The organism is Rhizobium sp. PDO1-076 (assembly GCF_000247475.1).
GTDB lineage: Bacteria > Pseudomonadota > Alphaproteobacteria > Rhizobiales > Rhizobiaceae > Allorhizobium.
Genome location: NZ_AHZC01000386.1, coordinates 18,076 through 43,329, shown reverse-complemented (window position 1 = coordinate 43,329; position 25,254 = coordinate 18,076). Strand labels below are relative to the sequence as shown.

Annotated in this window: 17 protein-coding genes and 1 pseudogene; 10 read left to right on the top strand and 8 right to left on the bottom strand. The window is 59.7% G+C overall.

The annotated features are described in order from the left end of the window. Positions 1-23: 23 nt before the first annotated feature. Complete coding sequence (locus PDO_RS18685; protein WP_007605627.1) at positions 24-731, bottom strand: DUF1013 domain-containing protein; 708 nt, start codon at positions 729-731, stop codon at positions 24-26. A gap of 233 nt (positions 732-964) precedes the next feature. On the opposite strand from PDO_RS18685, the gene acs reads away from it, so the two are divergent. Continuing rightward, positions 965-2,920 (top strand): acetate--CoA ligase, encoded by a 1,956-nt coding sequence (acs, locus tag PDO_RS18680; protein ID WP_007605626.1) that lies wholly within the window; start codon positions 965-967, stop codon positions 2,918-2,920. 53 nt (positions 2,921-2,973) lie between these two features. Here acs and PDO_RS18675 read toward each other — a convergent pair whose 3' ends face one another. Both PDO_RS18675 and PDO_RS18670 read right to left on the bottom strand, forming a co-directional pair. Further along, the gene (locus PDO_RS18675) at positions 2,974-3,426 is read right to left on the bottom strand and encodes a thermonuclease family protein (protein ID WP_007605624.1); all 453 of its coding nucleotides are present in this window, start codon (positions 3,424-3,426) and stop codon (positions 2,974-2,976) included. 51 nt (positions 3,427-3,477) lie between these two features. Continuing rightward, positions 3,478-3,684: a DUF1674 domain-containing protein gene (locus tag PDO_RS18670; RefSeq protein ID WP_007605623.1), complete on the bottom strand. Its 207-nt coding sequence runs from the start codon at positions 3,682-3,684 to the stop codon at positions 3,478-3,480. 123 nt (positions 3,685-3,807) lie between these two features. Between PDO_RS18670 and htpX the strand changes: the two genes are divergently transcribed. The 4 genes and pseudogenes from htpX (at position 3,808) to purH (ending at position 9,738) form a co-directional block, all read left to right on the top strand. Beyond that, the gene (gene htpX / locus PDO_RS18665) at positions 3,808-4,770 is read left to right on the top strand and encodes a zinc metalloprotease HtpX (RefSeq protein ID WP_007605622.1); all 963 of its coding nucleotides are present in this window, start codon (positions 3,808-3,810) and stop codon (positions 4,768-4,770) included. Beyond that, entirely contained in the window at positions 4,761-6,149 is a 1,389-nt protein-coding gene (locus PDO_RS18660; protein WP_052023476.1) for an RsmB/NOP family class I SAM-dependent RNA methyltransferase, read from the top strand. Before htpX ends, PDO_RS18660 begins: the two co-directional genes overlap by 10 nt. A gap of 200 nt (positions 6,150-6,349) precedes the next feature. Beyond that, positions 6,350-8,027 (top strand): annotated as a pseudogene (locus PDO_RS18655) (heparinase II/III family protein). A 94-nt stretch (positions 8,028-8,121) separates the two neighbouring features. Beyond that, entirely contained in the window at positions 8,122-9,738 is a 1,617-nt protein-coding gene (gene purH, locus PDO_RS18650; protein ID WP_037074642.1) for a bifunctional phosphoribosylaminoimidazolecarboxamide formyltransferase/IMP cyclohydrolase, read from the top strand. A gap of 61 nt (positions 9,739-9,799) precedes the next feature. Here purH and PDO_RS18645 read toward each other — a convergent pair whose 3' ends face one another. Together PDO_RS18645 and PDO_RS18640 are read right to left on the bottom strand one after the other, a co-directional pair. Continuing rightward, a complete protein-coding gene (locus tag PDO_RS18645) occupies positions 9,800-11,200 on the bottom strand; it encodes an MFS transporter (RefSeq protein ID WP_007605613.1) in 1,401 nt (466 codons plus the stop codon). 31 nt (positions 11,201-11,231) lie between these two features. After that, on the bottom strand, positions 11,232-16,028 hold the full coding sequence (locus PDO_RS18640) for an NAD-glutamate dehydrogenase (RefSeq protein WP_007605611.1): 4,797 nt from the start codon (positions 16,026-16,028) through the stop codon (positions 11,232-11,234). A gap of 186 nt (positions 16,029-16,214) precedes the next feature. Between PDO_RS18640 and pdxY the strand changes: the two genes are divergently transcribed. The 3 genes from pdxY to PDO_RS26790 all read left to right on the top strand — a co-directional run bounded on the left by pdxY (position 16,215) and on the right by PDO_RS26790 (position 19,530). Then, positions 16,215-17,096 carry a pyridoxal kinase PdxY gene (gene pdxY, locus PDO_RS18635; RefSeq protein WP_007605610.1) on the top strand — a complete coding sequence of 294 codons (882 nt, stop codon included), beginning with the start codon at positions 16,215-16,217 and terminating at the stop codon, positions 17,094-17,096. 76 nt (positions 17,097-17,172) lie between these two features. Further along, the gene (locus PDO_RS18630; protein ID WP_007605609.1) at positions 17,173-17,841 is read left to right on the top strand and encodes a carbonic anhydrase; all 669 of its coding nucleotides are present in this window, start codon (positions 17,173-17,175) and stop codon (positions 17,839-17,841) included. Positions 17,842-18,000: 159 nt separating this feature from the next. Further along, entirely contained in the window at positions 18,001-19,530 is a 1,530-nt protein-coding gene (locus tag PDO_RS26790) for a GGDEF domain-containing protein (RefSeq protein WP_160167050.1), read from the top strand. 27 nt (positions 19,531-19,557) lie between these two features. On the opposite strand, the gene PDO_RS18620 is transcribed toward PDO_RS26790, so the two are convergent. Beyond that, a complete protein-coding gene (locus tag PDO_RS18620; RefSeq protein ID WP_007605607.1) occupies positions 19,558-20,379 on the bottom strand; it encodes a lytic murein transglycosylase in 822 nt (273 codons plus the stop codon). A 169-nt stretch (positions 20,380-20,548) separates the two neighbouring features. After that, the gene (locus PDO_RS18615; RefSeq protein WP_007605603.1) at positions 20,549-21,583 is read right to left on the bottom strand and encodes an aspartate-semialdehyde dehydrogenase; all 1,035 of its coding nucleotides are present in this window, start codon (positions 21,581-21,583) and stop codon (positions 20,549-20,551) included. Positions 21,584-22,132: 549 nt separating this feature from the next. Here PDO_RS18615 and PDO_RS18610 point away from each other — a divergent pair. Further along, entirely contained in the window at positions 22,133-24,010 is a 1,878-nt protein-coding gene (locus tag PDO_RS18610; RefSeq protein WP_007605600.1) for an MFS transporter, read from the top strand. A gap of 166 nt (positions 24,011-24,176) precedes the next feature. Next, a complete protein-coding gene (locus PDO_RS18605; protein ID WP_007605599.1) occupies positions 24,177-24,728 on the top strand; it encodes a GNAT family N-acetyltransferase in 552 nt (183 codons plus the stop codon). A gap of 67 nt (positions 24,729-24,795) precedes the next feature. On the opposite strand, the gene PDO_RS18600 is transcribed toward PDO_RS18605, so the two are convergent. Next, on the bottom strand, positions 24,796-25,194 hold the full coding sequence (locus tag PDO_RS18600; RefSeq protein WP_007605598.1) for a DUF2794 domain-containing protein: 399 nt from the start codon (positions 25,192-25,194) through the stop codon (positions 24,796-24,798). Between the last annotated feature and the right edge of the window lie 60 nt (positions 25,195-25,254).

Sequence of the window (25,254 nt, the reverse complement as noted above, 5' to 3'; positions counted from 1 at the left end):
TGTCTGTTGAAACCGGAAGACGATCAGTACTGATCGTCATCCTCGTCCTTGTTGCGGTCGGACTTGAGCGACTGCAGCTTGGCGAATACGGCGTTGGCGTCGATCGTCTTTTCTTCGTCGCGGTCGCGGCCATAGCCGAAGTCGAGGTTTTCGGTCTCGGTGGCGGCCTGCAGCGTGGCGCCGAGTTCGGCAGCGGTCGGCAGCGGACGGCCCTTGGAGGCCTTCTCGACTTCCAGGTCGAGATCGATCTGGCTGCAGAGCCCCAGCGTGACAGGATCCATCGGCGTCAGGTTGGTCGAGTTCCAGTGGGTGCGCTCGCGGATCTGCTCGATGGTCGATTTTGTCGTGCCAACCAGACGGGAGATCTGTGCGTCCTTCAGCTCCGCGTGGTTGCGAACCAGCCAGAGGATCGCGTTCGGACGATCCTGACGCTTGGAGACCGGGGTGTAACGCGGACCACGGCGCTTGGATTCGGGAACCCGAACCTTCGGTTCTGAAATCTTCAGCTTGTGGTTCACGTCTTTTTCAGCCCGGGCGATCTCGTCGCGAGACAGCTGGCCAGTCGCGATCGGGTCCAGGCCCTTGATGCCCTGCGCCGCTTCGCCATCGGCAATCGCCTTGACTTCGAGCGGGTGCAGTTTGCAGAACTGGGCGATCTGGTCGAATGACAGCGCGGTATTGTCGACGAGCCATACGGCCGTTGCCTTCGGCATAAGCAATGTCTGTGCCATGGATACAATCCTTCTAAGGTCCGCGCCGGTTGTCGCGAGCCGTGGGTTTAAACCACTATTTCCGGGAATTCGGCGTCCTTATACCGATTATGTAACGAAATTGCAATTCGCGAAGTAACGAATGACCTTTGTCTAATTGCTGGACGCATCTTAGTTGATAAGAATGGGTGCAAGAGGCCCGAGGAGGACGGTCCGCAGTCCGACAGTCCTGGCCGTTCAATGAGGAGGAGTTAATGTCAGCCAAGACCTATCCGGTGCTCAAGTCGGCGAAAGCCCAGGCCCTGATCGATGAAGACAAGTATCGCAAGTGGTATGAGGAAAGCATCGAGGATCCCGAAAAATTCTGGGGCAAGCACGGCAAGCGTATCGACTGGTTCAAGCCTTATACCAAGGTCAAGAACACGTCTTTCAAGGGCAAGGTCCCGGTCAAGTGGTTCGAAGACGGCCTGACGAACGTCTCCTACAACTGTATCGATCGCCATCTGAAGACCAATGGCGAACGGGTGGCGATCATCTGGGAAGGTGACAATCCGTATATCGACAAGAAAATCACCTATAATGAGCTCTATGATCACGTCTGCCGCATGGCGAACGTGCTGAAGAAGCACGGCGTGAAGAAGGGTGATCGCGTCACCATCTATATGCCGATGATCCCGGAGGCGGCGTATGCAATGCTCGCCTGTGCCCGCATCGGCGCTATCCATTCGGTGGTCTTTGGCGGCTTTTCGCCGGAAGCGCTGGCCGGGCGTATCGTCGACTGCGAATCGACCTTCGTCATCACCTGTGATGAAGGCGTGCGCGGTGGAAAGCCGGTGGCGCTCAAGGAAAACACCGATATCGCCATCGATATTGCTGCCAAGCAGTATGTGATCGTCAACAAGGTCCTGGTCGTGCGCCGAACCGGCGGCAAGATCGGCTGGGCTCCCGGCCGGGATGTCTGGTATCACCAGGAAATCGTGACGGTGAAGGGCGATTGCCCACCGGCAAAGATGAAGGCTGAAGATCCGCTGTTCATCCTCTACACGTCAGGCTCGACAGGCAAACCGAAGGGCGTGATGCACACGACCGGCGGTTATCTGGTCTATGCCTCGATGACGCATGAATATGTCTTCGATTATCACGATGGCGATGTCTACTGGTGCACGGCCGATGTCGGCTGGGTGACCGGCCATTCCTATATCGTCTATGGACCGCTGGCCAATTGCGCGACGACGCTGATGTTCGAAGGCGTGCCGAATTTTCCCGATCAGGGCCGCTTCTGGGAAGTGATCGACAAGCACAAGGTCAACATCTTCTATACGGCACCAACGGCGATCCGCTCGCTCATGGGCGTCGGCGACGAGTTTGTGAAACGCTCTTCGCGCTCCAGCCTCCGGCTGCTCGGTTCTGTCGGCGAGCCGATCAATCCGGAAGCCTGGGAATGGTATTACAACGTGGTCGGCGACCAGCGCTGCCCGGTTGTCGATACCTGGTGGCAGACCGAGACGGGAGGTATCATGATCACGCCTCTGCCGGGCGCGACCGCACTGAAACCCGGTTCGGCCACCCTTCCCTTCTTCGGTATCAAGCCGGAACTCGTCGACAATGAAGGCAAGGTGCTGGAGGGAGCCGCAGACGGCAATCTGTGCATCATCGACAGTTGGCCGGGCCAGGCCCGTTCCGTTTATGGCGATCACGAGCGCTATGTGCAGACCTATTTCTCGACCTACAAGGGGAAATATTTCACCGGTGACGGCTGCCGGCGCGATGAGGACGGTTATTATTGGATCACGGGTCGCGTCGATGACGTCCTCAACGTCTCCGGCCACAGGCTGGGGACGGCTGAGGTGGAATCGGCGCTGGTTTCCCATCATCTTGTCTCTGAGGCCGCCGTCGTCGGCTATCCGCACGGCATCAAGGGCCAGGGCATCTATTGCTATGTGACCCTGATGGCAGGACATGACGGAACGGATGCGCTGCGCCAGGATCTCGTCAAGCATGTGCGCACCGAGATCGGCCCGATCGCAACGCCTGACAAGATCCAGTTTGCCCCGGGCCTGCCGAAGACCCGTTCCGGCAAGATCATGCGGCGTATCCTGCGCAAGATCGCGGAGGACGATTTTGGCGCGCTCGGCGATACATCGACGCTGGCTGATCCGGCCGTCGTCGATGATCTGATCGACAACCGGCAAAACCGCAGCGCTTCTTGATCAGCCTGCAGTGAAAACAGAAGGGCTCCCCCGCCAGGAGGAGCCCTTCGTATTTATGTGACAGGGCACGAATGCCGTGGCTTGGCCTTGCCGGCATAAGGTTCGACAAGACCGGCCTCAAGCAGAAGATCTGCAGGACTCCGGCCATCTGAGAGCACCAGAGTGGCGACCACGCGCCCGAAATACTTGTCGCCGGATATATCGACCAGGGACACGCGCTGCTGGTCCGATATGAGTGCGGTCAATTGATCCTGCGCCTCGCGTGCTGCTGCTCGGAAAGCCGGGCAACGCGACTTAAGCTCCGGCGCATCGATGCCGCGCAAGCGCACATAGGTGCTGATACGATGGTCAGGCCACGGCATTGCTTCGACCAGAACGGTGTCGCCATCGATAACCCGCACCACCTCGGCCAGCACCGGACCATCAAGCGTCTGACCCGCATGGCAAGGGCCTGTCGCAAGCGCGATCATTGTCAAGAGCAACCATGAGAAGCGATATCTGAACATGACAGGAATATATTCCGATATTGCCGCGCCATCAATAGGTATATTTTCAGGCTAGAAGTCGATCGCGCGGCCCTTGATCTCCCAGTCACCGAAACGCGCTGGATCCGCGCCGCCGCGACCGCCGATTTCCGGCACGGGCTCTGCTGGCGTTTGCCGCTTGCGCCGTTCCTCGGCTTCCGCAAGCGCGCGCTGGGCTGCAGGGCTCAGTTCGCGGGGTGGTTCCCGGACCGCGACTTCCTGTTCCTGATCGTCTGACATGATGAGACCTCTATTTCGCGGTTTTTATGCGCAAACATTGAAATTGGCATTGCCGCTTTTTAAATCAACAGGTGAAATCGGCAACAGGTCTGTTGCCGATCATGAATCTCAGAGGAGCAGGACATGAACTTCATGCGCACGGCAATGCTGCTTGCCTTCATGACGGCGCTCTTCATGGGCGTCGGCTTTCTGATCGGCGGCCGCGGCGGGATGATCATCGCATTCGTCGTTGCCGCGGGCATGAACTTCTTTTCCTACTGGAACTCGGACCGAATGGTTCTCTCCTCCTACCGGGCGCAGGAGGTCGATGAGCGGACTGCGCCGGAATTCTACCTGATGGTCAAGGATCTGGCGCGCAATGCCAATCTGCCGATGCCGCGCGTCTACGTTTTCGACAGTCCGCAACCGAATGCGTTTGCAACTGGCCGCAATCCGCAGAACGCGGCTGTTGCCGCCTCGACCGGCCTGCTGCAGCGCCTCAATCCTCAGGAAGTCGCAGGCGTGATGGCCCATGAGCTGGCGCATATCGAAAACCGCGATACGCTGACGATGACGATTACCGCGACGCTCGCCGGTGCGATCTCGATGCTGTCGAACTTCGCCTTCCTGTTTTCCGGAAATCGCGACGAGCGCAGCAATCCGTTCGGTTTCATCGGGGTTATTGTGGCCATGATTGTTGCGCCGCTGGCGGCGATGGTGGTTCAGATGGCGATCAGCCGAACACGGGAATATGCCGCCGACCGGCGTGGCGCCGAGATTTGTGGCAATCCCCGGGGCCTTGCGTCCGCATTGCAGAAAATTGCCGGCGATGCATCGCATATCGAAAACATGGATGCCGAGCGCAATCCAGCGACCGCACATATGTTCATCATCAATCCGCTCAGCGGACGGCGCATGGACAATCTGTTTTCGACCCACCCAGACACGCGCAACCGTATCGAAGCGCTGATGGCGATGACCGACATTGGGCCGGGGGTATCGACGCCAACCGGTCCCGCTGCTAATGCAAGGCCCAAAGCGCGTTCCGTTCCGAATACCGGATGGGGACGTGGCAACTCCGAACCGCCCAAAGGACCATGGTCTTGAACGATAAAGCACCGGGAAAACCGCAGAAGCACTTTCACAAGGGCAATGGCGGGTCCCGTCCGACGGAACAGGCGGAAACAAAACCGGGTCTGGATGCGCGTATCGCTGCATCGCGCCTGCTTGCGGCCGTGATCGAACGCAAGACGCCGCTGGACGGCATGCTCGACGCAGAACACGGCAACCCGGCATTCCGGGCGCTGAACGAAGCCGATCGCGGCCTGGTTCGCGCGATCCTGCACAGCGCGCTTCGCCATCTGCCGCGCATCGAAGCAATCCTGCACGAGCTCCTGGACACGCCTCTGCCGGAAGGCGCCCGCTCACTGCATCACCTGCTGGTCGTTGCCGCAGCGCAGATGCTCTATCTTGATGTCCCGGACCACTCGGCCGTCGATCTTGCCGTCGAGCAGGCCAATCGCGACCCGCGCAGCCGCCGCTTCGCCAAGCTGGTAAACGCGATCCTTCGCCGCGTGGGGCGTGAAAAGGAAGCGCTGCTCGAATGGGTCAACGACATACCCTGCATGCCGGAGTGGTTCCTGAAACGCCTGATCGCAGTCTATGGCCTGGATCATGCCCTGGCGATCGCCGAGGCGCAGCTACAGCCGGTGATGATTGACCTTACGGTCAAGAGCGATGCCCAGGGCTGGGCCGAAAAACTTGGCGGCACGGTCCTGCCGACCGGTACCGTGCGCTTGGCGCCGTTCAAGGGCAGTATTCCCTCGCTCGAAGGTTTCGAGGATGGCGAGTGGTGGGTTCAGGACGCCGCTGCCGGCATTCCGGCCAAGCTCTTCGGCGACCTTACCGGCAAGCGCGTCGCCGATCTATGTGCTGCACCGGGCGGCAAAACAGCCCAACTTGTGCTCGCTGGCGCGCAAGTGACTGCTGTCGAGCAATCCGCGTCCCGTCTCAAGCGGCTTCAGTCCAACCTGGAGCGGCTTCGTCTTTCTGCGGAATTCGTCACAAGCAATCTGCTGGAACTCGATACTGGCAAGGTTTACGACGCCATTCTGCTCGATGCACCCTGCTCCTCCACCGGTACCACCCGCCGACATCCCGATGTCCTGTGGAGCAAGGATGCCGAAGACATCGCCAAGCTCGCCGCGTTGCAGGAAAAGCTGCTTCGGCATGCCATTACTTTGCTCGCCCCGGGCGGCCGAATCGTCTTCTCTAACTGCTCCGTCGATCCCTCCGAGGGAGAGCAGGTCGTGGAACGGGTTTTGGCCGACCATCAGGAGTTGAAGCTTGTTCCGATCCGCAAGGAGAATTGGCCAGGCTTGGAGGCGGCGATCAGCGATCGCGGAGAATTCCGTACCACGCCTGCGATGTTGCACGCTGAAGGTGGTCTCGATGGATTCTACGCTTGCGTAATTGCTAAAACTTAGCGAAATATTCAATAAAACTGTTGGAACCTGAAAACTGGCTGACGGGCGTTCCTTGCCCGTCGGCCTAGTCGCTATGAACTTTGCCTTTGCGATCGGCTGATTTGTCATGAAGCGATTTGAAGGACGGCTTGCGCCCTAAAGATTATCTGAATTTTCCTTGGAAAAACCTATAGTTACCGGCCGCAGCAACGGGAATGAGAATGCGAATTTCTGATCGTCGGAGACTGATCTCTCTGTATCTTGCGGAGAGCTGGCGCAGAACGGGGCTGGCAATCTCGCTGGCATTGCCTGTGTTCAGCGGCCGTGCGGGTTTTCGTGCCATGCGTCTGGTTGTCGCGCCAACGGACCTTCGAGCTATCGATCCATTCGTGGCGGAAGAGATTTTCCAAGGGCGTTATCCGCTTGCCGGCCGGGTGCTGGATGCCGACCGGCAATCGCCATTCGATCTTGAGCTGCCGTCCCAGCAGTTCGCTGTGCGCCTGCACGGGTTCGGCTGGTTGCGCCATATCCGGGCCGACAAATCGCATGCGGCCTGCGAGAACGCCCGCTGGGTCGTCGATCAGTGGATCCATCTGCATGGCGGACGTGTGACGGGCATCGCCTGGGACGCCGATGTTGTCGCGCAACGTATCGTTGCCTGGCTCTCGCATTCACCGGTCGTGCTTCAGGATGCCGATGCCGGCTTCTATCGGCGTTTCATGGCGTCGCTCAGTTATCAGATCGGCTATCTGCATCGAATTGCCGGTTTCTTGCCGGAAGGACTGCCGCGCCTTCGGGCGCGTATTGCGCTGGCGATGGCGTCGATTTCAACGGAAGCGCGCTCTTCGGCCATTCGCCGCGCGGGCCGTCAGCTCAATCGTGAACTGGAACGCCAGATCCTGCCGGACGGCAGTCATGTCTCGCGCAATCCGCAGGCGGCGGTCGAATTGCTCTTCGACCTGCTGCCGCTTCGCCAGACATATATCAATCTTGGCCACGACGTGCCGCAACGCCTGATCCCGGCGATCGACCGGATGTATCCCGCCGTGCGATTTTTTCGCCATAGCAGTGGCGATCTTGCGCTGTTCAATGGTGCTAGTTCGACACTTGCCACCGACCTGATGTCGGTCCTGCGTTATGATGAAACAGCGGGCCAGCCATTCAAGGCCTTGCCGCATGCCGCCTATCAACGTCTTTCCGGTGGTGACACCGTGATGCTGCTGGACACCGGCCATGCGCCATCGGGATCCCTGTCACGGACCGCGCATGCAGGTTGCCTGTCGCTCGAGCTCTCGTCGGGTCGCAACCGCTTCATCGTTAATAGCGGATCTCCCCGCTTTGCGGGAGAAAAGCTCCGCCAACTGGCGCGCACTTCGGCTGCCCATTCAACGGTGGCGATCGGCGACATGTCCTCGGCCCGGATTGCCTCATCCGGTTTCCTTGGCCCGCTGTTGGTTGCCGGCGTTGCCAAGGTGGAAATCAGCCGACAGACCGGCCCTGATGGCAGCGACCGCCTGTCGGCGAGCCACGATGGCTATCTGGCGCGTTTCGGCGTGCTGCACGAGCGCGAGGTGCGGATCAACGAGGCCGGTACAAAGATCGCCGGCCGGGACAGGTTTCTCCTGCCGGAAGGGTTACCCGCCCCAGAGCTTCCATCCGAACCGGCCATCGCGCGGTTCCACATTCATCCGGCCATCTCGCTTGAGCGCATGGATGAGCGCAGGGTTCGGCTGATCGCGCCGGATGGCGAGAGCTGGGTCTTTTCGCTGCCGGTCGGCGAGGTCGAGATCGCCGAAGATATTCTTTTTTGCCGATGTCTCCGGCGTGCGGCCATCGCAGCAGCTGGAAATTGCCTTTCACGGCCCGGAAATTCGCTGGTTTCTCGCACATCACGCATAGACTGTTGGTTCTGGGGCCCAGCTGTGCTAGGCGGCGGCATCGCGTCCGTCATACTGATCTTTTCGACGGGCGCCCGTCAGATCGGAGCTGAACCATGGCCGTCGTTTCCAAGAAAATTCCCGCCCCAGACCTCGTGCGTGTTCGCACTGCCCTGCTTTCGGTTTCCGACAAGACGGGGATCGTCGAGTTTGCCCAGGCGCTGCACCAGCGCGGCGTTCGGCTGCTGTCGACCGGCGGCACGCACAAGGCCCTTGCCGCTGCCGGCCTGCCGGTGACCGATGTGTCGGAGATCACCGGGTTTCCCGAGATCATGGACGGCCGTGTCAAGACGCTGCACCCGCTGGTGCATGGTGGCCTGCTGTCGATCCGCGACGATGCCGAGCATGTCGAGGCCATGAAAACACATGGTATCGAGGCGATCGATCTCTCGGTCATCAATCTCTACCCGTTCGAGCAGGTGTGCGCAGCCGGCGGCGACTATCCGACAACGGTCGAGAATATCGATATCGGCGGTCCGGCGATGATCCGTGCATCGGCGAAGAACCATGCTTATGTCACGGTGGTGACCGATGCTGCCGACTATGGTGACGTGATCGAGGCCCTGGCGCAGAATGACGGTCAGACCACCTATGCGCTTCGCCAGCGGCTGGCCGCCAAGGCCTATGCCCGGACTGCGGCCTATGACGCCGCAATCTCCAACTGGTTTGCCGAAGCGCTGGAAATCGAGATGCCGGCCTACCGCGTGGTTGGCGGCGCCCTGAAGGAAAAGATGCGCTACGGCGAGAACCCGCACCAGAGCGCCGGCTTCTATGTCACCGGCGAAAACCGCCCGGGTGTCGCCACGGCGACCCTGCTGCAGGGCAAGCAGCTGTCTTACAACAACATCAATGACACGGATGCCGCGTTCGAACTCGTTGCCGAGTTTGCGCCGGAAAACGGTCCCGCCTGCGCGATCATCAAGCATGCCAACCCCTGCGGCGTTGCGACCGGCTCGACGCTGGTCGAGGCCTACCAGCGTGCCCTCGCCTGCGATTCCGTTTCCGCCTTCGGTGGCATCATCGCGCTCAACCAGATGCTGGATGCCGCGACCGCGCAGGAAATCGTCAAGCTGTTCACCGAAGTCATCATCGCGCCTTCGGTAACGGATGAAGCCAAGGCGATCATCGCGGCAAAGCCCAATCTGCGCCTGCTGACCACTGGTGCCCTGCCCGACCCGCGCTCGCGCGGCCTGATGGCAAAGACGGTTTCCGGCGGCCTTCTGGTGCAGAGCCGCGACAACATTCTGGTCGAGGATCTCGACCTCAAGGTGGTCACCAAGCGCGCGCCGACGGCAACCGAGCTTGAAGACATGAAATTTGCCTTCAAGATCGCCAAGCATGTGAAGTCGAATGCGGTCATCTATGCCAAGAACGGTCAGACGGCCGGCATCGGTGCCGGCCAGATGAGCCGTGTCGATTCGGCTCGCATTGCGGCGCTCAAGGCGGAAGATGCCGCCAAGGCGCTTGGTCTGACGACGCCGCTGACCAAGGGCGCGGCCGTTGCCTCGGAAGCCTTTTATCCCTTCGCCGATGGCCTGCTGGCCGCGATCGCGGCGGGCGCTACGGCTGTTATCCAGCCCGGTGGCTCGATGCGCGACGAGGAAGTGATCGCGGCTGCTGACGAACACGGCGTGACCATGGTGTTCACGGGCGTTCGCCATTTCCGCCACTGATGGTTTGAAATTTGGATAGAGAATGGCCGGTTGCGTCTCCGCAGCCGGCCTTTTTTGTGTTTCACGCCAGGGTGGGCGTGTCGTCGCCGGCCGGATAGGCGGTGTTCCAGAGGATGACCAGTCCCACCACCAGGAAAACCAACATACTGGCCATGCCGACGCGCGGCGAACCGGTCCAGGTCGTCAGAACGGAGAAGGACAGGGTGGCCATGAAGCTCGTGGCTCGTCCCGAAAGTGCGTAGATGCCGAAATAGCGCCCGGCCTCGTGCGGCTTCACACTGCGCGCCAGATAGGAGCGGGACGAGGCCTGGACAGGGCCGAACGACAGGCCGATCAGCAGTCCATAGAGGATATAGGCCTTTTCAGCCGGCGTGGCGAACAGACCGTCGGTGGTGGTGATAGGCAGGCCGACAAATCCGAAAAGGGTGAAATCCGGGCCGGTGGAGATGATGCCGAGCGTTGCGGCAATCAGCATGCAGAGGCTGATCAAGACAACATTTTTCGATCCGATTAGGCGGTCGATGCGGCTGGCAATCAGGCATCCGAAGATCGCGACGACGTTCAGGATGATGCCGTAAACGCCCATTTCCATCGTCGACCAGCCGAACATCGCGGCCGCGAAGACGCCGCCCAGGATCAACAACCCGTTGACGCCGTCCTGGTAGATCATCCGTGCGACGAGAAAGCGCAGGATCGCCGTCCGCTGCCGGACCTCCGACAGCGTGTTGCCAATCTCCTTCAGGCCCGAGTTGATTGCCTGGCCGAGTGGCTTTCCGCGGGCCGCATCCGGGGTGAAAAGAAACATCGGCAGAATGAAGATGAGATACCAAATCGCCGAAATCGGCCCGGTGATGCGTGCATCCTCGCCGGCGACGGGGTCGAGACCGAACAGCGGTGGAATACCGATCAGCGTCAGGCCGGTGGTCGGATTTGCCGCGATCAGCAGAACGATCGCGATCAGCACGATCATGCCGCCGAGATAGCCGAGACCCCAGGCGATATTAGACACGCGCCCGACATCGCGCTGGCTGACGAGCCGGGTCATCATCGAATCGTTGAAGACGATCGAAAACTCCGCGGCAATGCTGGCGAAGATCATCAGAACCATGATCAATCCGACCGAAACACCAGGTGCAGCCAGCCAGAGACCCAGAAGACAGATGATCTTGATCACAGCAAAGAAAGCGATCCACGGCTTTCGTGAGCCGGATTCATCGGCAATCGACCCCAGGATGGGTGCAAGGATGGCGATGACAATCGCCGAGATGGTCGCTGCATTGCTCCACGAAGCTTGGGCAGAAACCGGATCGCTGGTCATCCTCGCCACGAAATAAGGGCCAAAGATGAAAGTGGTGACCACCGTGAAAAACGGCTGTGCCGCCCAGTCGAAGAACATCCAGCTAAGGACGCCCCGATTGAGGCGTCCAGTGACATTGTTGTCGGTTACGGCCGATCCGTTCATGCATCATCCCCGGCTTGGTGCCGGGACACTGTCACCTTGCAGGACCTTGTGCAAGATCGCCGAGCAGGCCGGCAGCGACCGCCATTTTCGAGATACTTGGCTCGCCGCTGTCGACCAGCGCGGCAATTTCCTTGCCGATCCGCTCGATGCGCAGCGTGTCATTGGCAAGCCATGCCTGGACAGGCTGCTTGTGACCTTCATGGGCAATGAGTGCTGCGCAAACGATCTCGCGGCGGGCTGCGCCGATGCGATCGATGCTTCTTGTCAGCGCCAGGCTATCATATTGGTCCGTCGGTTGAAGCCTGCGGGCATTCTCTATGATGCGGCCAATGCGGAAGGCTTCCGAGACGGCAAAGAATCCGTCCATCGCCCGTGCCAGGCTTGCCTTTGTACGATCCGCAATCTGCATGATTTCCGGAAGCAGCAGCAATGTCTGAAGGTTGACGACTTCCACCGCGATCTCTTCCGGTGCACCCGCAGAAATCAGTCCGGCCACCTGTTCGTCGAAATACTGGCGCAGCAGCGCCGGCAATGCACCGGCGAAGACCGGCCCTGCCGATTTGACGGCAGCCTTCAATTGGGTCACGGCCGCACTGATCGGGCCGGTAGCCAGCCCGGTATCCAGTAGCAGACGCGTCATGCCGACATAGACTTCGGTGACAATGCCGTAGAGGCGATTCTGCGTTTGGCCGGAGAGCTTGGCGTCCAGATTGTCGAGCTTGTCCCAGAGAGCCGTGAGATTCAGCGCATCGCGGGTGACCAGCCCCGCTTTCACCACGGCGTCGGGAGCTGCCCCCGTTGCGTCGCTGACGGCCACGACAAATCCCGGCCCGCCGCGGTTGATCGCATGGTTTGCCAGGACCGTTGCAATGATTTCTCGGCGCAGACGGTGGACTGCAATGTCGGAGGCAAAGCTTTTGCGCATGCCGGCCGGGAAATAGTTCGACAGGGTGCTCTGGCAATAGGGGTCGTCCGGAAGATCGGACGGGATCAGCTGATCGAACAGCACGATCTTGGCATAGGACAGGAGCACGCCGATTTCCGGTCGAGTCAGGGTCTTTCCGGAGACGTAACGTTCGGCGACCGCGGCCGCATCCGGCAGGGTCTCGACCTTGCGGTTCAATTTGCCGAGACCTTCCAGATAATCCATGAGCCGGCTCAGCTCTTCACGGTTTCCGGCATGCTTCGCTTCCGTCAACGAGATCGACAGCGACTGGAGATAGTTGTTGCGCAGCACCAGTTCGGCCACTTCGTCGGTCATCTCGACCAGCAGCTTGTTGCGTTTGTCGCGGGTCAGGCGCTTTTCGGCCATGGCCGGCGAAAATGCGATCTTGATGTTGACTTCAAGGTCGGACGAATTGACGCCAGCCGAATTGTCGATCGCGTCCGAATTCACCCGGCCGCCATTCAGGGCATAGGCAATGCGGCCCTTCTGGGTCACGCCGAGATTGGCACCCTCGCCGATCACCTTGGCGCGAACTTCCGTCGCAGTGATGCGGATCGCGTCGTTGGCGCGGTCGCCAACTTCGGCATCGGTCTCGCCGGCAGCCTTGATATAGGTGCCGATGCCGCCGAACCACATGAGATCGACGGGTGCTTTGAGGATCGCGGTCAGAATGTCGAAGGGCGAGGCGGTCCGGGTTTCCAGTCCGATGGCCGCCGCGGCTTCCGGTGTCAGGGTGACGGACTTTTCCGCGCGCGAGATGATCATGGCGCCCGGCGAGAGTGCCTTGCGGTCATAGTCCTGCCAACTGGAGCGCGGCAGCGCGAACATGCGCTTGCGCTCGGCAAACGAACGGGCCGTGTCCGGGTCCGGATCGATGAAGATATCGCGATGGTCGAAAGCCGCGATCAGTCTGATCTGTTCGGAGAGCAGCATGCCATTGCCGAAGACGTCGCCCGACATGTCGCCGACGCCGGCCACGGTAAAGGGCGTGGTCTGGATGTCGGTGTCGATCTCGCGGAAGTGGCGCTTGACCGTTTCCCAGGCACCGCGGGCGGTGATGCCCATCTTCTTGTGGTCGTAGCCGGCGGAACCGCCCGAGGCAAAAGCGTCGTCGAGCCAGAAGCCTGCTGCCTGGGCAAGGCCGTTTGCTGTGTCTGAGAATGTCGCCGTACCCTTGTCGGCTGCGACGACGAAATAGGGATCGTCCTCATCCAGCCGCAGGGTATCTGCCGGCGCGACGATGTCCCCCCCGACAATATTGTCGGTGATCGAGAGCAGCGTGCGGATATAGGTCTTGTAAGCTTCGGTGCCGGCGGACAGCCAGGCCTCACGGTTGCTCGCAGGCGGCAGCAGCTTGGGATAGAAGCCGCCCTTGGCACCAACCGGCACGATAACGGCGTTCTTGACCTGCTGGGCCTTGACCAGGCCGAGCACCTCGGTGCGATAGTCCTGGGCGCGATCCGACCAGCGCAGGCCGCCGCGGGCCACCTTGCCGAAACGCAGGTGAACACCTTCGACCTCGACCCCGTAGACGAAGATTTCCCGGAACGGGCGTGGTTCCGGCAGACCGTCGAGCCGGTGCGGGTCAAACTTGAACGCCAGCATCGGCCGGTCGCTGTCGATATAGCCTTTCTGGAAGAAATTCGTTCTGAGCGTCGCCTCGATGGCGTTGATGTAGCGCCGTAGGATGCGATCCTCGTCCAGGCTCGGGACCGCCGCGAGACTGCTCTCCAGCGCCTGGTGAAGTTCGATCGACCGCTTTGCGCGGCTTTTCTCGTTCAAGGATGGATCAAGGCGGTTGCGGAAAAGACGAACCAGATCGGTTGCGATTGCGGCATATTTGTTCAGCGTTTCGGCAATGTAGCCCTGCGAGAAGACGAACCCGGCCTGGCGAAGATAGGCACCATAGGCGCGCAGCACCGATGCCTCGCGGGCATTGAGGCCGGCATTGAGAACCAGACGGTTATAGGCATCATTGTCGACGGTGCCGGTAAAGGCTGCGATGAAGGCTTCCTCGATTTCCCGGCCCTGGCGCGCGATATCGAAATTGCCGCCACCGAGAACCTGAAGTTCCATGTCATGCAGGACGACCAGCCTGCCGGGCTTTTCATCCGGGTTGGTGCTGGCGATACCAATATCGAAGGTGCGCTCGCTGATGACGCCGAAGCCGAGGTTTTCCAGCAGAGGCACGCGTCGCGACAGCGGCAGGTGATGGCCGGAATGGAAGATTTTCAGATACAGCAGCGGATCTTGTGCGCCTGCCACCTGATGGAAGGCGATGGAGAGCGGTGCGCCGGCAAGGCATGCCTCGATATGCTTCAGGTCGGCGACCGCCTCTTCCGGGGCAAAGGCTTCCTGAAAAGCCTGGCTGACATCCAGTTGCGGCGCGTCGGCGCCGGCCAGCGAGATGAAGCGATCGCTCCAGCGTGCGGTAATCTCGCGAACGGCCTCTTCAAGCTTGGCCTGCGGAATTCGTGGAGTCTTGCCCTCCGAGCGGCCGATGATGATGTGCACACGTGCAACGCCACCTTCCGGGAAAGCCGGATAGTAGGCGGAGACATGGCCGTCATAGACGGTCTTGAAATAGGTGCCGATCTTTTCGCGCACCATCGAATTGTAGTCTTCACGCGGGACATAGACGATCAGCGAGACGAAGCGGTCGAACTGATCGATACGCGGCAACACGCGCACGCGCGGACGCTCCGAAAGATCGTTGATCTGTTCGCTGAATTTCGCCAGCATTTCCGGCTCGATCTGGAACAGATCATCGCGTGGATAGCTTTCCAGCGTATTCTGCAACATGCGGCCGGAATGGCTCTGCGGATCGAAGTCGAAATATTCGACGACCTTTTCGATTTTGGCGCGAAGCAGGGGGATCTGGTTGGCCGAGCGCGTATAGGCGGTGGACGTGAACAGGCCGACGAGCCGCAATTCGCCGACGACCTTGCCGTCCGGTCCGAAACGCTTCACCCCGATGTAGTCCATATAGGCACGGCGGTGCACCACGGATTTCACATTCGCCTTGGTGACGATCAGGAAGTCCGGCCCCTGCAGGAAGGCGAGGATTTCGGGTGTCGTCGTGACGTGGTTCTTGCCCTGGCGCAAAACCAGAACATCCGGGTCGGAGAGTATGCCAAGGCCTTTGCCCTTGCCGCGCTCGACGGTGGCGTCTGTGCCCTCGCCGGAATAGATGTACTCCCGCATGCCCAGGAACGTGAAGTTGTCGTCGCGCAGCCACTCGAGGAAGGCGACCGCTTCGTCGCGATCGGCTTTCTTGCGGCCCGGCCCGAGGTTCGTCAGTTCGGCCAGCGCATTGTCCAGAAGGCCAAGCATCGGCTTCCAGTCGCTGGCCGCCATTTTCACCTGGCTGAGTACGTGATGAAGGCGTTGAATCAGGCCGTTTGCCTGCTCATCGGTGAGGGTTGCAATGTGCAGCTGGATGTAGCTGACCTTGAGGACATCGTCAGGATCGGTATCCGGATTGGCGAGGGAAACGTCTCCCTTGGGTGTCATGGCCAGAATTGGGTGCACGGCCATGAAGATATCGCGGTAGACGCTTGTCACTTCCGCCATCACCGAATCATAGAGAAACGGCTTGTTGTGATCGACAATCGACAGGACGCTGACCGGATTGCCCTCCGGGCTGACTTCGGTCACCGGCGAGATACTGACATGCGGCTTTTTGCGATCCCATGCCGACAGGTCCGAGGCTGCGCGCACCGCAGAGAATGCCAGCATTTCCGGGCTATAGCGATCGAGATCGTCGTTGCTCGCCCGGCCAAACAGCATTGCCGGTGTGACGAAAGCCTCGCCCAGGGCTTCGGCAATCTGGCCGGCACCTCGCAGCTGTTGTTCCCGCTTGGTGGTCCGCGTCTTGGCCATGTACCCTCTCCTCTTGGTCGGCTTTGCCGGCATATTTGGGAATAATGTTTTGCAGAAGTATGTATGATGCAAATTCGGAAGAGAAATTGTCAAAAAAACGCGTTCCTCCTCTAAATTTCTCTGAATTTTTGACAAAACTGACATCAAATTGCGTTCTAAGCTCAATTTTTAACGCGGAATCGCCTCATGCCCGAAAATTCGCCAGGCGCTGTCATCGTCATCTCCAGCCATGTCGTGCGTGGTTCCGTGGGAAACCGTGCGGCCGTATTCGCCTTGGAGACATTGGGTCATCAGGTCTGGGCCCTGCCCACGCTGGTGCTGCCATGGCATCCGGGCCACGGTCCATCGACGCGTCTAAGATTTGCCGACGATGACTTCGAAAAAGCAATAGATGATTTGATCAAGGCGCCCTGGCTGGGCGAGGTCAAGGCAATTCTGACCGGCTATTTCGCCAGTCCCGCACAGCCGGCGGCAGTGGCCAGGCTTGTCGAGGCAGCGCGGACGAAAAACCCCGATCTGCTTTATGTCTGTGATCCTGTCATGGGCGATCTTGGCGGCCTCTACATTCCGGAGGAGACTGCCGCTGCGGTTCGCGACAGTCTGATCCCGCTGGCCTCCGTCGCAACGCCCAATCGCTACGAACTGCAATGGCTGGTCGGCAGCACGCTCGACAGCAATTCACTGATCATGGAAGCGGCCCTGTCGCTCGGGCCGGCGCGCATGCTGGTGACATCGGCTGTCCCGATGATGACGGGCGGCACCGGCAATCTTCTGCTCACCGGTCGCAATGCGCTCCTGGCGGAGCATCGGCTGATCGACAACGCGCCGAACGGTTTGGGCGATCTGCTCGGGGCCGTGTTTCTGGCGCGGCTGCTCGAGGGTTGCGAGGAGGAGAGGGCCTTGCAACTCGCCACCGCAAGCGTGTTCGAAATCCTGGCGCGGACGGCCAAGCGCGGCGCGGACGAGCTTGCGCTGGCCAGCGATGCGTCCAGCCTGTCGCGGCCGATGGCGCTCGTGCAGATGCGCCGACTGCTTCACCCGGCACAAAGGCCGCGCAAACCGCTCTGATTATTTTCAGGACGGTTACGTTGCAGTGCAAGGTGAGTGGTTGCCTTGGCTCGTTTTGCGCTGTAATCGGTAGGTTATGAGCAGTTTTCCTCCTTCTCTTTTGACCGGCTACAACAATTTCATGAGTGGCCGCTATGTCGACCAGCGGGAACGCTATCGCGTGCTCGCCGAACAGGGGCAGAAGCCGCATACGCTTGTTGTGGCCTGTTGCGATTCGCGCGCCGCGCCGGAAATGATCTTCGATGCGGGTCCCGGCGAACTTTTCGTCGTGCGCAATGTCGCCAATATGGTCCCGCCCTATGAACCGGACGGGCAATATCACTCGACCTCGGCTGCGCTCGAATTTGCGGTTCAGGCCCTGCAGGTCCGCGACATCATCGTGATGGGACATGGACGTTGCGGCGGCATTCGTGCAGCGCTCGACCCGAATGCCGAACCGCTGTCACCCGGTGACTTCATCGGTAAGTGGATGAACCTGGTCGCGCCGGCTGCTGAGCAGATCCAGGGCAATTCGGTCATGACAGCGACGGAACGCCAGACGGCACTGGAGCGGATTTCCATCCGCAATTCCATCGCCAATCTGCGCACATTCCCTTATGTCAAATCCATGGAAGAGAGTGGCAAGTTGCGCATCCACGGCTGTTGGTTCGATATCGGCAATGGCGAGTTGTGGGTGATGGATCCGAAGACGCGCGATTTCGTCCGATTGGAAAATCAGGTCCCGACGGATCTTTCTCTTCTTTAGAGAATTCTTAGGTGCTGGAGACTAGTCTGGTTCGCGCGCAAATGCGGTGGGGCCTGTTGTTCGTGATCTGGCGATCAGGTTCCTAAACTGGGCCTGATAATGTATCTGAAATCTGCAAAAAAGCATGTGATTGCCGCCCTCTTGTTGCCGGGATTTGTCATGATCCTGGAAGCTGGGGCCTTGCTCCGTGAGCAGTTCAGCAAATATCGGGCGCTCGAGAATAGTCGCGACTATGCCTACATAACCTCGCAAGCCGGCTACATCGCGTCCTTTGTCCTGCCGCAGGAAAGCACAGCGACGACAGCCTACCAGATGAGCGGGTCCGAATTTTCCGCTCAGGTGCTGGAAAAGGCCCGCGCAGAAACAGATCATTCGCTTGCTACCGTGCTCGAAATGCTGGCGCAGAAGATTGCCGGCCGTCAGGATATGGTGTTTGCAATCCAGGAGATCTGGAATGCGGCGGAAGCTCTGAAGCGGTTTCGCCAGCAGGCGGACCAAGAGAGCCTGTCGGCAGATGCGGTGATCGCCGCGATGAAGCCATTCTCGAAGGATTTTCTTCGGTTTGTCTCAGTGCTGCGGTTCGAGATGGGAACACCGGAAGCCACTCGGCAGATCAATCTTTTTCTCGATACGCTCGACGCGAACGATGCATCGCTGCAGGCTCTCTTTTATTCGGACAAATATCTGCGAGGCGAGCCGCTCTCGCGCGCCGAAACACAGGCATTGGCCGGGTTCTCCGCCATCCTGACCGAGAACATAGAAAAGCTGCGCAGCTATCCGGAATCGCGCACCATCGGAGCGACACTGGCGTTCAACGACACCAGTCAAGGCAAGTGGCTGGCAGACTTGACGGGACGGATCGAGGCGAATGCGGTCGTTCCATCTGACCGACTGTATGAGCGATGGCAGAATGTGAAGGCGCAGCAAATGCAAGCGTTGCGCAAGGACCTGGACGAATCCAGCGCGGAAATTCGGTCGATCGGCGATGCAATGGCGGCGGAAGCGCGCTTCCAGTTCACCGCATTCCTGCTCGCCGGCGTGACGCTGTTCGGCGCGGTGCTCGCGGCCCTGTTCCTGGCTGCGAAGAGTGTTCGTTTCATCGAGCAGCTGATGCGCGATCGTGAGCAACTGATCGGCGAGCTTCAGAAAGCCGCGCATACAGACCTGTTGACCGGATTGCTCAATCGGCGCGGTTTCGATGTGGCGTTGACGCTGCGGCCGAACACGCGCCTGGTATCGGGTAGTTCGTCGGTCATGATCTTCGATCTGGACAAATTCAAGCACATCAATGACAGCCATGGTCATGATGTCGGCGATCTCGTCCTGCAAAAAACGGCTGAAATCGCCAGGAAGCTGTTTCGCTTCGATGATCTTCTGGCCCGCCATGGTGGCGAGGAATTTGTCGGCTTCGTGTCAAACGTTTCTCTGGCCGAGGCTGCCGATCTTGCCAATCGGATACGCGAGGCACTTGAGCGATCCGAGGTCCAGCTTGAAAACGGGGAGAGCCTGCGGGTGACCGCGAGTTTCGGCTGCGCCCGCATCGACGGCAGCGTCAACCGCGCCTCTGTGCACGATGCCTTGAAACGCGCCGATCAGGCACTTTACGCGGCCAAGTCCGCGGGCCGCAACCGTGTGATCTGCGATATCGATATCGAACCTATAGAGATGCTGGCAAAGCCGGCGGCGTGATGCGCCGCCGGTCTTGAACTGTCGCGGTTATTCCGCGTCGATGCGGGCGCCGATATAGGCAATGGCCTGCTGGTAGACCGATGCGGCGTTCCAACCCTGAATGGCGGCAAAATTGGGTTCGCCCGGCTGATAGCCAGCGCCCGCCTGCCAACCATGGCCCTTGAGGAAGTTTGCGGTCGAAGCCAGAGCGTCAGCCTTCGAACGCACCATGTCAATGCGACGGTCGCCGTCACCATCGGCGCCGAAGCGCACGACATTGCGCGGGAGGAACTGCGTCTGTCCTATTTCGCCATGGGCGGCGCCGCGGGCGGCCACATCCAGCGTGCCGCGCTGAACGAGTTCTAGCGCTGCATACAGCTGGTCGGTGAAGAATTCGCTGCGACGGCAGTCGAAGGCAAGCGTTGCCACGGCCGAGAGCGTATGTTCCTTGCCAAGGAAGGAGCCGAAGCCGGTTTCCATGCCCCAGATCGCGATCAGGGGTCCGGCGGGAACACCGTAGCGCTGTTCGATCTTGGCAAACAGCGCCGCATTGCTCTTCTTCATGCTCTTGCCGCGGTTGATGATGGTCTGGCCACCGCGCTTCTGCATGAATTGATCGAAGCTGAGCTTGAAGCTCTTCTGGCCGCGGTCCGCGCGAATGGTGCCGGTGTTGTAGTTGACCGCGGAAAAAGCCTTGTCGAGCGTTCTCTGGTCGACGCCCGCAGCCGCAGCCTCGGCCTTGAATGCGCCCTTCCACTGGTCGAACCCGGCGGATGTATTGCTGCAGGATGCAGCCATTGCCAGACTAGCGCTTGAAACAGTTGCCGCCACTGTAAGAAGAGCTGCCGACAGATACTTGGTCAGTCGCATTAATGCCTCGTGATTCACTGATTTGATTTGCGCGCACCATGCCAGCGAAAGGTCAGCCTGTCATCCGCAGTGACATGTTTCCGGTATGGCATGAATTGAAAAAGCCTTCACTTTTGCATGAAGACGGCCGCGCCCGCCGGTTTGTTCCGGCGGGCGGGCAAAGATTGGATCAGGCGGCTTCCTTGCGCGGCTTGATCAGGCCACGGTTGACGAGCAGTTCGGCGATCTGGATGGCATTGAGGGCGGCGCCCTTGCGCAGGTTGTCGGAAACAACCCAGATGTTCAGGCCGTTCTCGACGGTTGCGTCTTCGCGGATGCGCGAAATATAGGTCGCATCTTCGCCAGCGCATTCATACGGGGTGATATAGCCGCCGTTTTCATGCTTGTCGATGACGAGGCAACCCGGTGCTTCGCGCAGGATATCACGCGCCTGATCGGCGGTGATTTCGTTCTCAAACTCAATATTGACCGATTCCGAATGGCCGATGAAGACCGGAACGCGCACTGCCGTGCAGGTTACCTTGATCTTCGGATCGAGCATCTTCTTGGTTTCGGCCAGAACCTTCCATTCTTCCTTCGTATAGCCATCTTCCATGAAGCTATCGATGTGCGGAATGACGTTGAAGGCGATGCGCTTGGTGAACTTCTTCGATTCAACCGGATCGGCGACGAAGACGGCGCGGGTCTGGGTGAAGAGTTCATCCATGCCTTCCTTGCCGGCGCCGGAAACCGACTGGTAGGTCGAGACGACGACGCGCTTGATCTTGGCAAAATCATGCAGCGGCTTCAGGGCGACAACCAGCTGCGCGGTCGAGCAATTCGGATTGGCAATGATGTTGCGCTTCTTGAAATCGACGATCGCGTCCGGGTTCACTTCCGGGACGATCAACGGCACCTCGGAATCGTAACGCCATGCAGACGAGTTATCGATCACGACGCATCCCTTTGCGCCGATCTTTGGCGACCACTTCTGTGAAATCGTGCCGCCGGCCGACATCAGGCAGATGTCGGTGTCGGAGAAGTCGTAGTTCTCGAGGTTCTGCACCTTCAATGTCGCATCGCCGAACGACACTTCGGTGCCCTGGGAGCGGGCCGACGCCAGTGCGACCACTTCCGAAGCCGGAAAACCGCGCTCGGAGAGAATGTTCAGCATTTCGCGCCCGACATTGCCGGTAGCGCCTACGATTGCAATCTTGAAACCCATGTAAATGCTCTCTTTCTTTCTCTCCGCGGGACTGGTGAGAAGGAAAGTTCGCGGCGATCGCGCACCTTCCTTATCCCCGGCCGTGCCGGGGAGAGAGCGGTGGCCGGAGACGTCAGACGGTTTTCGTCGTCGTTTTGGCCTTGGTCGGGGAAGAAAGGGACAGAACAATGCCACCTGCGGCCAGGAGCCGTAGGTTTGGGGAGTCCGCACTATGATGCAGCTCGGAAGGCATGATTCAGAATCCTCTTCTGGCCGAGGCATTACAAGGTTTTTCCAAGGAGTCAAGCCAACCAGCCTGTCCGGGCGTCGAAAAGGCGAGCGCGAGCGTGTCTGACAGGCGTTATCGAAGCCGGCCCTTTGCCTTTCGCGATTGCCCGCGTCGGTGCCTTTGGTCTGCGGTTTTAGACTAAAGTCATAATCCGAAAGCATCTCTCTTGTTCGCCCGTGATTTCTGCCAGTCTGTACCCAACCCGTAACCGCGACAATTCGACCCGGAGGAGAGTTGTGTCGGCGGTCCTGGGGGGCCCTTTTTGGTTTGGAGGAACTACAATGGCAAATGTTGCAATCGAGGCCGGCGCGTCTCGTGGCATGACTGCCGAAGAGCGGAAAGTCATTTTCGCTTCATCGCTCGGCACTGTTTTCGAATGGTATGATTTCTATCTTTACGGCTCTCTGGCGCTCTATATCGGCGCCACCTTCTTCTCGCAGTACCCGGAAACCACGCGCAATATCTTCACCCTGCTCGCCTTTGCCGCCGGCTTCCTGGTGCGTCCGTTCGGCGCGCTGGTCTTCGGCCGTCTCGGCGATCTCGTCGGCCGCAAATACACCTTCCTCGTGACAATCCTGATCATGGGCGCCTCGACCTTCCTGGTCGGTATCTTGCCCGGGTCGGCCTCTATCGGCATCGCTGCTCCGATCATCCTGATCATTCTGCGCATGCTGCAGGGCCTCGCTCTTGGCGGTGAATACGGTGGTGCTGCAACCTATGTGGCGGAACACGCGCCGCATGGCCGTCGTGGCTTCTACACGTCCTGGATCCAGACCACGGCAACGCTTGGTCTCTTCCTGTCGCTGATGATCATTCTCGGAATCCAGACATTGCTCGGCAAGGAAGACTTCGCTGCCTGGGGCTGGCGCATTCCGTTCCTTCTGTCCGCGGTTCTGCTTGGCGTGTCGGTCTGGATCCGCATGCAGATGAACGAATCGCCTGCGTTCCAGAAGATGAAGGCGGAAGGCACGCAGTCGAAGGCGCCAATCTCGGAAGCTTTCGGCCAGTGGAAAAACGCCAAGGTCGCACTGCTCGCGCTGTTCGGTGCCGTCGCCGGTCAGGCCGTCGTCTGGTACACTGGTCAGTTCTACGCGCTGTTCTTCCTGCAGAACGTGCTGAAGGTCGATGCCCAGGCAACCAACATCATGGTTGCGATCTCGCTCGCCATCGGCACGATGTTCTTCGTCGTGTTCGGCTGGCTCTCCGACAAGATCGGCCGCAAGCCGATCATCATGGCCGGTCTCGTGCTCGCCATGCTCACCTACTTCCCGCTGTTCAAGGCACTGACCTGGGCCGGCAACCCTGCCCTCGCTCAGGCGCAGGATACCATTCGCGCCACGGTCACCGCTGATCCGGCGAACTGCACGTTCCAGTTCAACCCGACCGGCACGGCGAAGTTCACCACCTCCTGCGATATCGCGACGGCCTTCCTGACCCGCAACTCCGTTCCCTATGACGTGGTTCCTGGCCCGGCCGGCTCTATCGCGACCATCCAGATCGGCGACAAGATGATCGAAGGTTTCGATGCTATTGCCGCCGGAGACAAGGCCAAGGGTCTGGAAGCCGGCATGCAGAAGGCGGTCAATCTGGCTCTGCAGGCCAACGGTTATCCGCTGGTTCGCGCAGCTGCCAAGGTTCCGGACAGCAAGCTTGATGCCTTCGTAGCCGCCAATCCTGAACTGGCCCTTGATGCCACAGCCATTCGCGCCGGCGAAAAGGTCATGGTACCGGCGGCCGATCTCGTGACGCAGAAGTTGCTGACGGCCGAAGAAGCCGCCGCCGCTCCTGAAATGGCTGTCTTCTCGGTTCCGAACGCGGGTGCATTCACCATGGTCGCCGACCCGGCCGCCGTGAACTGGACGCGGGTTATCGCCATCCTGACGATCCTGGTGATCTACGTGACCATGGTCTATGGCCCGATCGCCGCCATGCTCGTCGAGATGTTCCCGACCCGCATTCGCTACACCGGCATGTCGCTGCCCTACCATATCGGCAACGGCTGGTTCGGCGGTCTTCTCCCTGCAACGGCCTTTGCCATGAGCGCGGCCGCTGGCGATATCTACTACGGTCTCTGGTATCCGATCGTCATTGCCGGCATCACCTTGGTGATCGGCATGTTCTTCCTGAAGGAAACCAAGGACAACGATATCCACGCCTGATGGTGTGACCGTCATCCATCGAAAGATGGCTCGATCAGGAGGGACCCGGCTTCATTCGCCGGGTCCTTCTGTTTTCGGGATTTGTGTCCTGTCACTGTGACAAGTGGCATATTGCGACAGGTTTCGTGCCATGGAAGAAGAAGCCAGACTCAAAGGAGCTTTGTTTATGGCTTTCGACATCCGTGATGCGAACCTGGCCGATATTGCCGCGATCACCGCGATCTATGGCGAAGCGGTAAACCATGGCAGCGCAAGCTATGAACTTGCGGCCCCGGATGCGGCGGAGATGGCACGGCGCTACCAAGCGCTCGTCGACAAGGGTTATCCCTATATCGTTGCTGTGTCCGCGGATGCGACCCTGCTTGGTTATGCCTATGCATCGGCTTTCCGCACGAGGCCCGCCTATCGGTGGCTCGTGGAGGATTCGATCTATCTTGCGCCAGAGGCGCGCGGCATGGGGATCGGCAAGGCCCTGCTCAACGAACTGGTCCTTCGCTGTGCATCGCTTGGTTTCCGCCAGATGGTCGGAGTCGTAGGCGGTGCCAGTCCGGCGTCGATTGCCGTCCATCGCAGTTGCGGCTTTGAACACGCCGGCCGCTTCACCGGGACGGGGTTCAAGCATGGCACCTGGCTGGATACCGTCTTCATGCAACGACCGCTGGGCGATGGAAATGCCACTCCGCCTGATCTCGGTGCCTATCCCGGCTCGATGATATAGAGGCATCCTGAATACGGCTTTATCGGCGGTCCGCCCAATAAGGAAACGGAAGCCGGCAAACAGGATCTCAGTCGATCGCTTTCAGGCCTTTGTCGAACACCTTCAAGACCGCCTTCAGGTCATGGCCGCGTTTGAGAATGCGACCATCGGTACCGGTGACGGAGAAAGCACCCTGCTTGGCTGCGAGTTTGGGGTTCTTTTCGATGCGGTAGAGCGGATATTCACCGGATCGCTTGAACACCGAGAAGACGGCCTTGTCCCTGAGATGGTCGATGGCGTAGTCACGCCACTCACCCTCGCCGACCATGCGTCCATAAATCCACAGGATGGCGTCGAGTTCTCGTCGGTGGAAGGTCACGGGAAGAGGGTCGACCGCCTGACGATAGGTCCCCAAATCCACCACGCTTGCGAGCCTTTGATCCGCGCCATCGGTATCCTGGCGCTGCCCTTCCGGCTGGTCGGTCATCAATGCTCCTCGAGCTCTCATTCATGACGGATGAGTGACAGTGTGCCTGACATGGGCGAA

What these genes read in the sequence shown, in the direction of transcription:
- PDO_RS18620 (WP_007605607.1), bottom strand. Translation starts at nt 20,379, where the DNA reads ATGCGACTGACCAAGTATCTGTCGGCAGCTCTTCTTACAGTGGCGGCA.
- PDO_RS18670 (WP_007605623.1), bottom strand. Translation starts at nt 3,684, where the DNA reads ATGTCAGACGATCAGGAACAGGAAGTCGCGGTCCGGGAACCACCCCGC.
- acs (WP_007605626.1), top strand. Translation starts at nt 965, where the DNA reads ATGTCAGCCAAGACCTATCCGGTGCTCAAGTCGGCGAAAGCCCAGGCC.
- PDO_RS18605 (WP_007605599.1), top strand. Translation starts at nt 24,177, where the DNA reads ATGGCTTTCGACATCCGTGATGCGAACCTGGCCGATATTGCCGCGATC.
- pdxY (WP_007605610.1), top strand. Translation starts at nt 16,215, where the DNA reads ATGCCCGAAAATTCGCCAGGCGCTGTCATCGTCATCTCCAGCCATGTC.
- PDO_RS18660 (WP_052023476.1), top strand. Translation starts at nt 4,761, where the DNA reads ATGGTCTTGAACGATAAAGCACCGGGAAAACCGCAGAAGCACTTTCAC.
- htpX (WP_007605622.1), top strand. Translation starts at nt 3,808, where the DNA reads ATGAACTTCATGCGCACGGCAATGCTGCTTGCCTTCATGACGGCGCTC.
- PDO_RS18640 (WP_007605611.1), bottom strand. Translation starts at nt 16,028, where the DNA reads ATGGCCAAGACGCGGACCACCAAGCGGGAACAACAGCTGCGAGGTGCC.
- PDO_RS18685 (WP_007605627.1), bottom strand. Translation starts at nt 731, where the DNA reads ATGGCACAGACATTGCTTATGCCGAAGGCAACGGCCGTATGGCTCGTC.
- PDO_RS18600 (WP_007605598.1), bottom strand. Translation starts at nt 25,194, where the DNA reads ATGACCGACCAGCCGGAAGGGCAGCGCCAGGATACCGATGGCGCGGAT.
- PDO_RS18630 (WP_007605609.1), top strand. Translation starts at nt 17,173, where the DNA reads ATGAGCAGTTTTCCTCCTTCTCTTTTGACCGGCTACAACAATTTCATG.
- PDO_RS18610 (WP_007605600.1), top strand. Translation starts at nt 22,133, where the DNA reads ATGGCAAATGTTGCAATCGAGGCCGGCGCGTCTCGTGGCATGACTGCC.
- PDO_RS26790 (WP_160167050.1), top strand. Translation starts at nt 18,001, where the DNA reads ATGATCCTGGAAGCTGGGGCCTTGCTCCGTGAGCAGTTCAGCAAATAT.
- PDO_RS18675 (WP_007605624.1), bottom strand. Translation starts at nt 3,426, where the DNA reads ATGTTCAGATATCGCTTCTCATGGTTGCTCTTGACAATGATCGCGCTT.
- purH (WP_037074642.1), top strand. Translation starts at nt 8,122, where the DNA reads ATGGCCGTCGTTTCCAAGAAAATTCCCGCCCCAGACCTCGTGCGTGTT.
- PDO_RS18645 (WP_007605613.1), bottom strand. Translation starts at nt 11,200, where the DNA reads ATGAACGGATCGGCCGTAACCGACAACAATGTCACTGGACGCCTCAAT.
- PDO_RS18615 (WP_007605603.1), bottom strand. Translation starts at nt 21,583, where the DNA reads ATGGGTTTCAAGATTGCAATCGTAGGCGCTACCGGCAATGTCGGGCGC.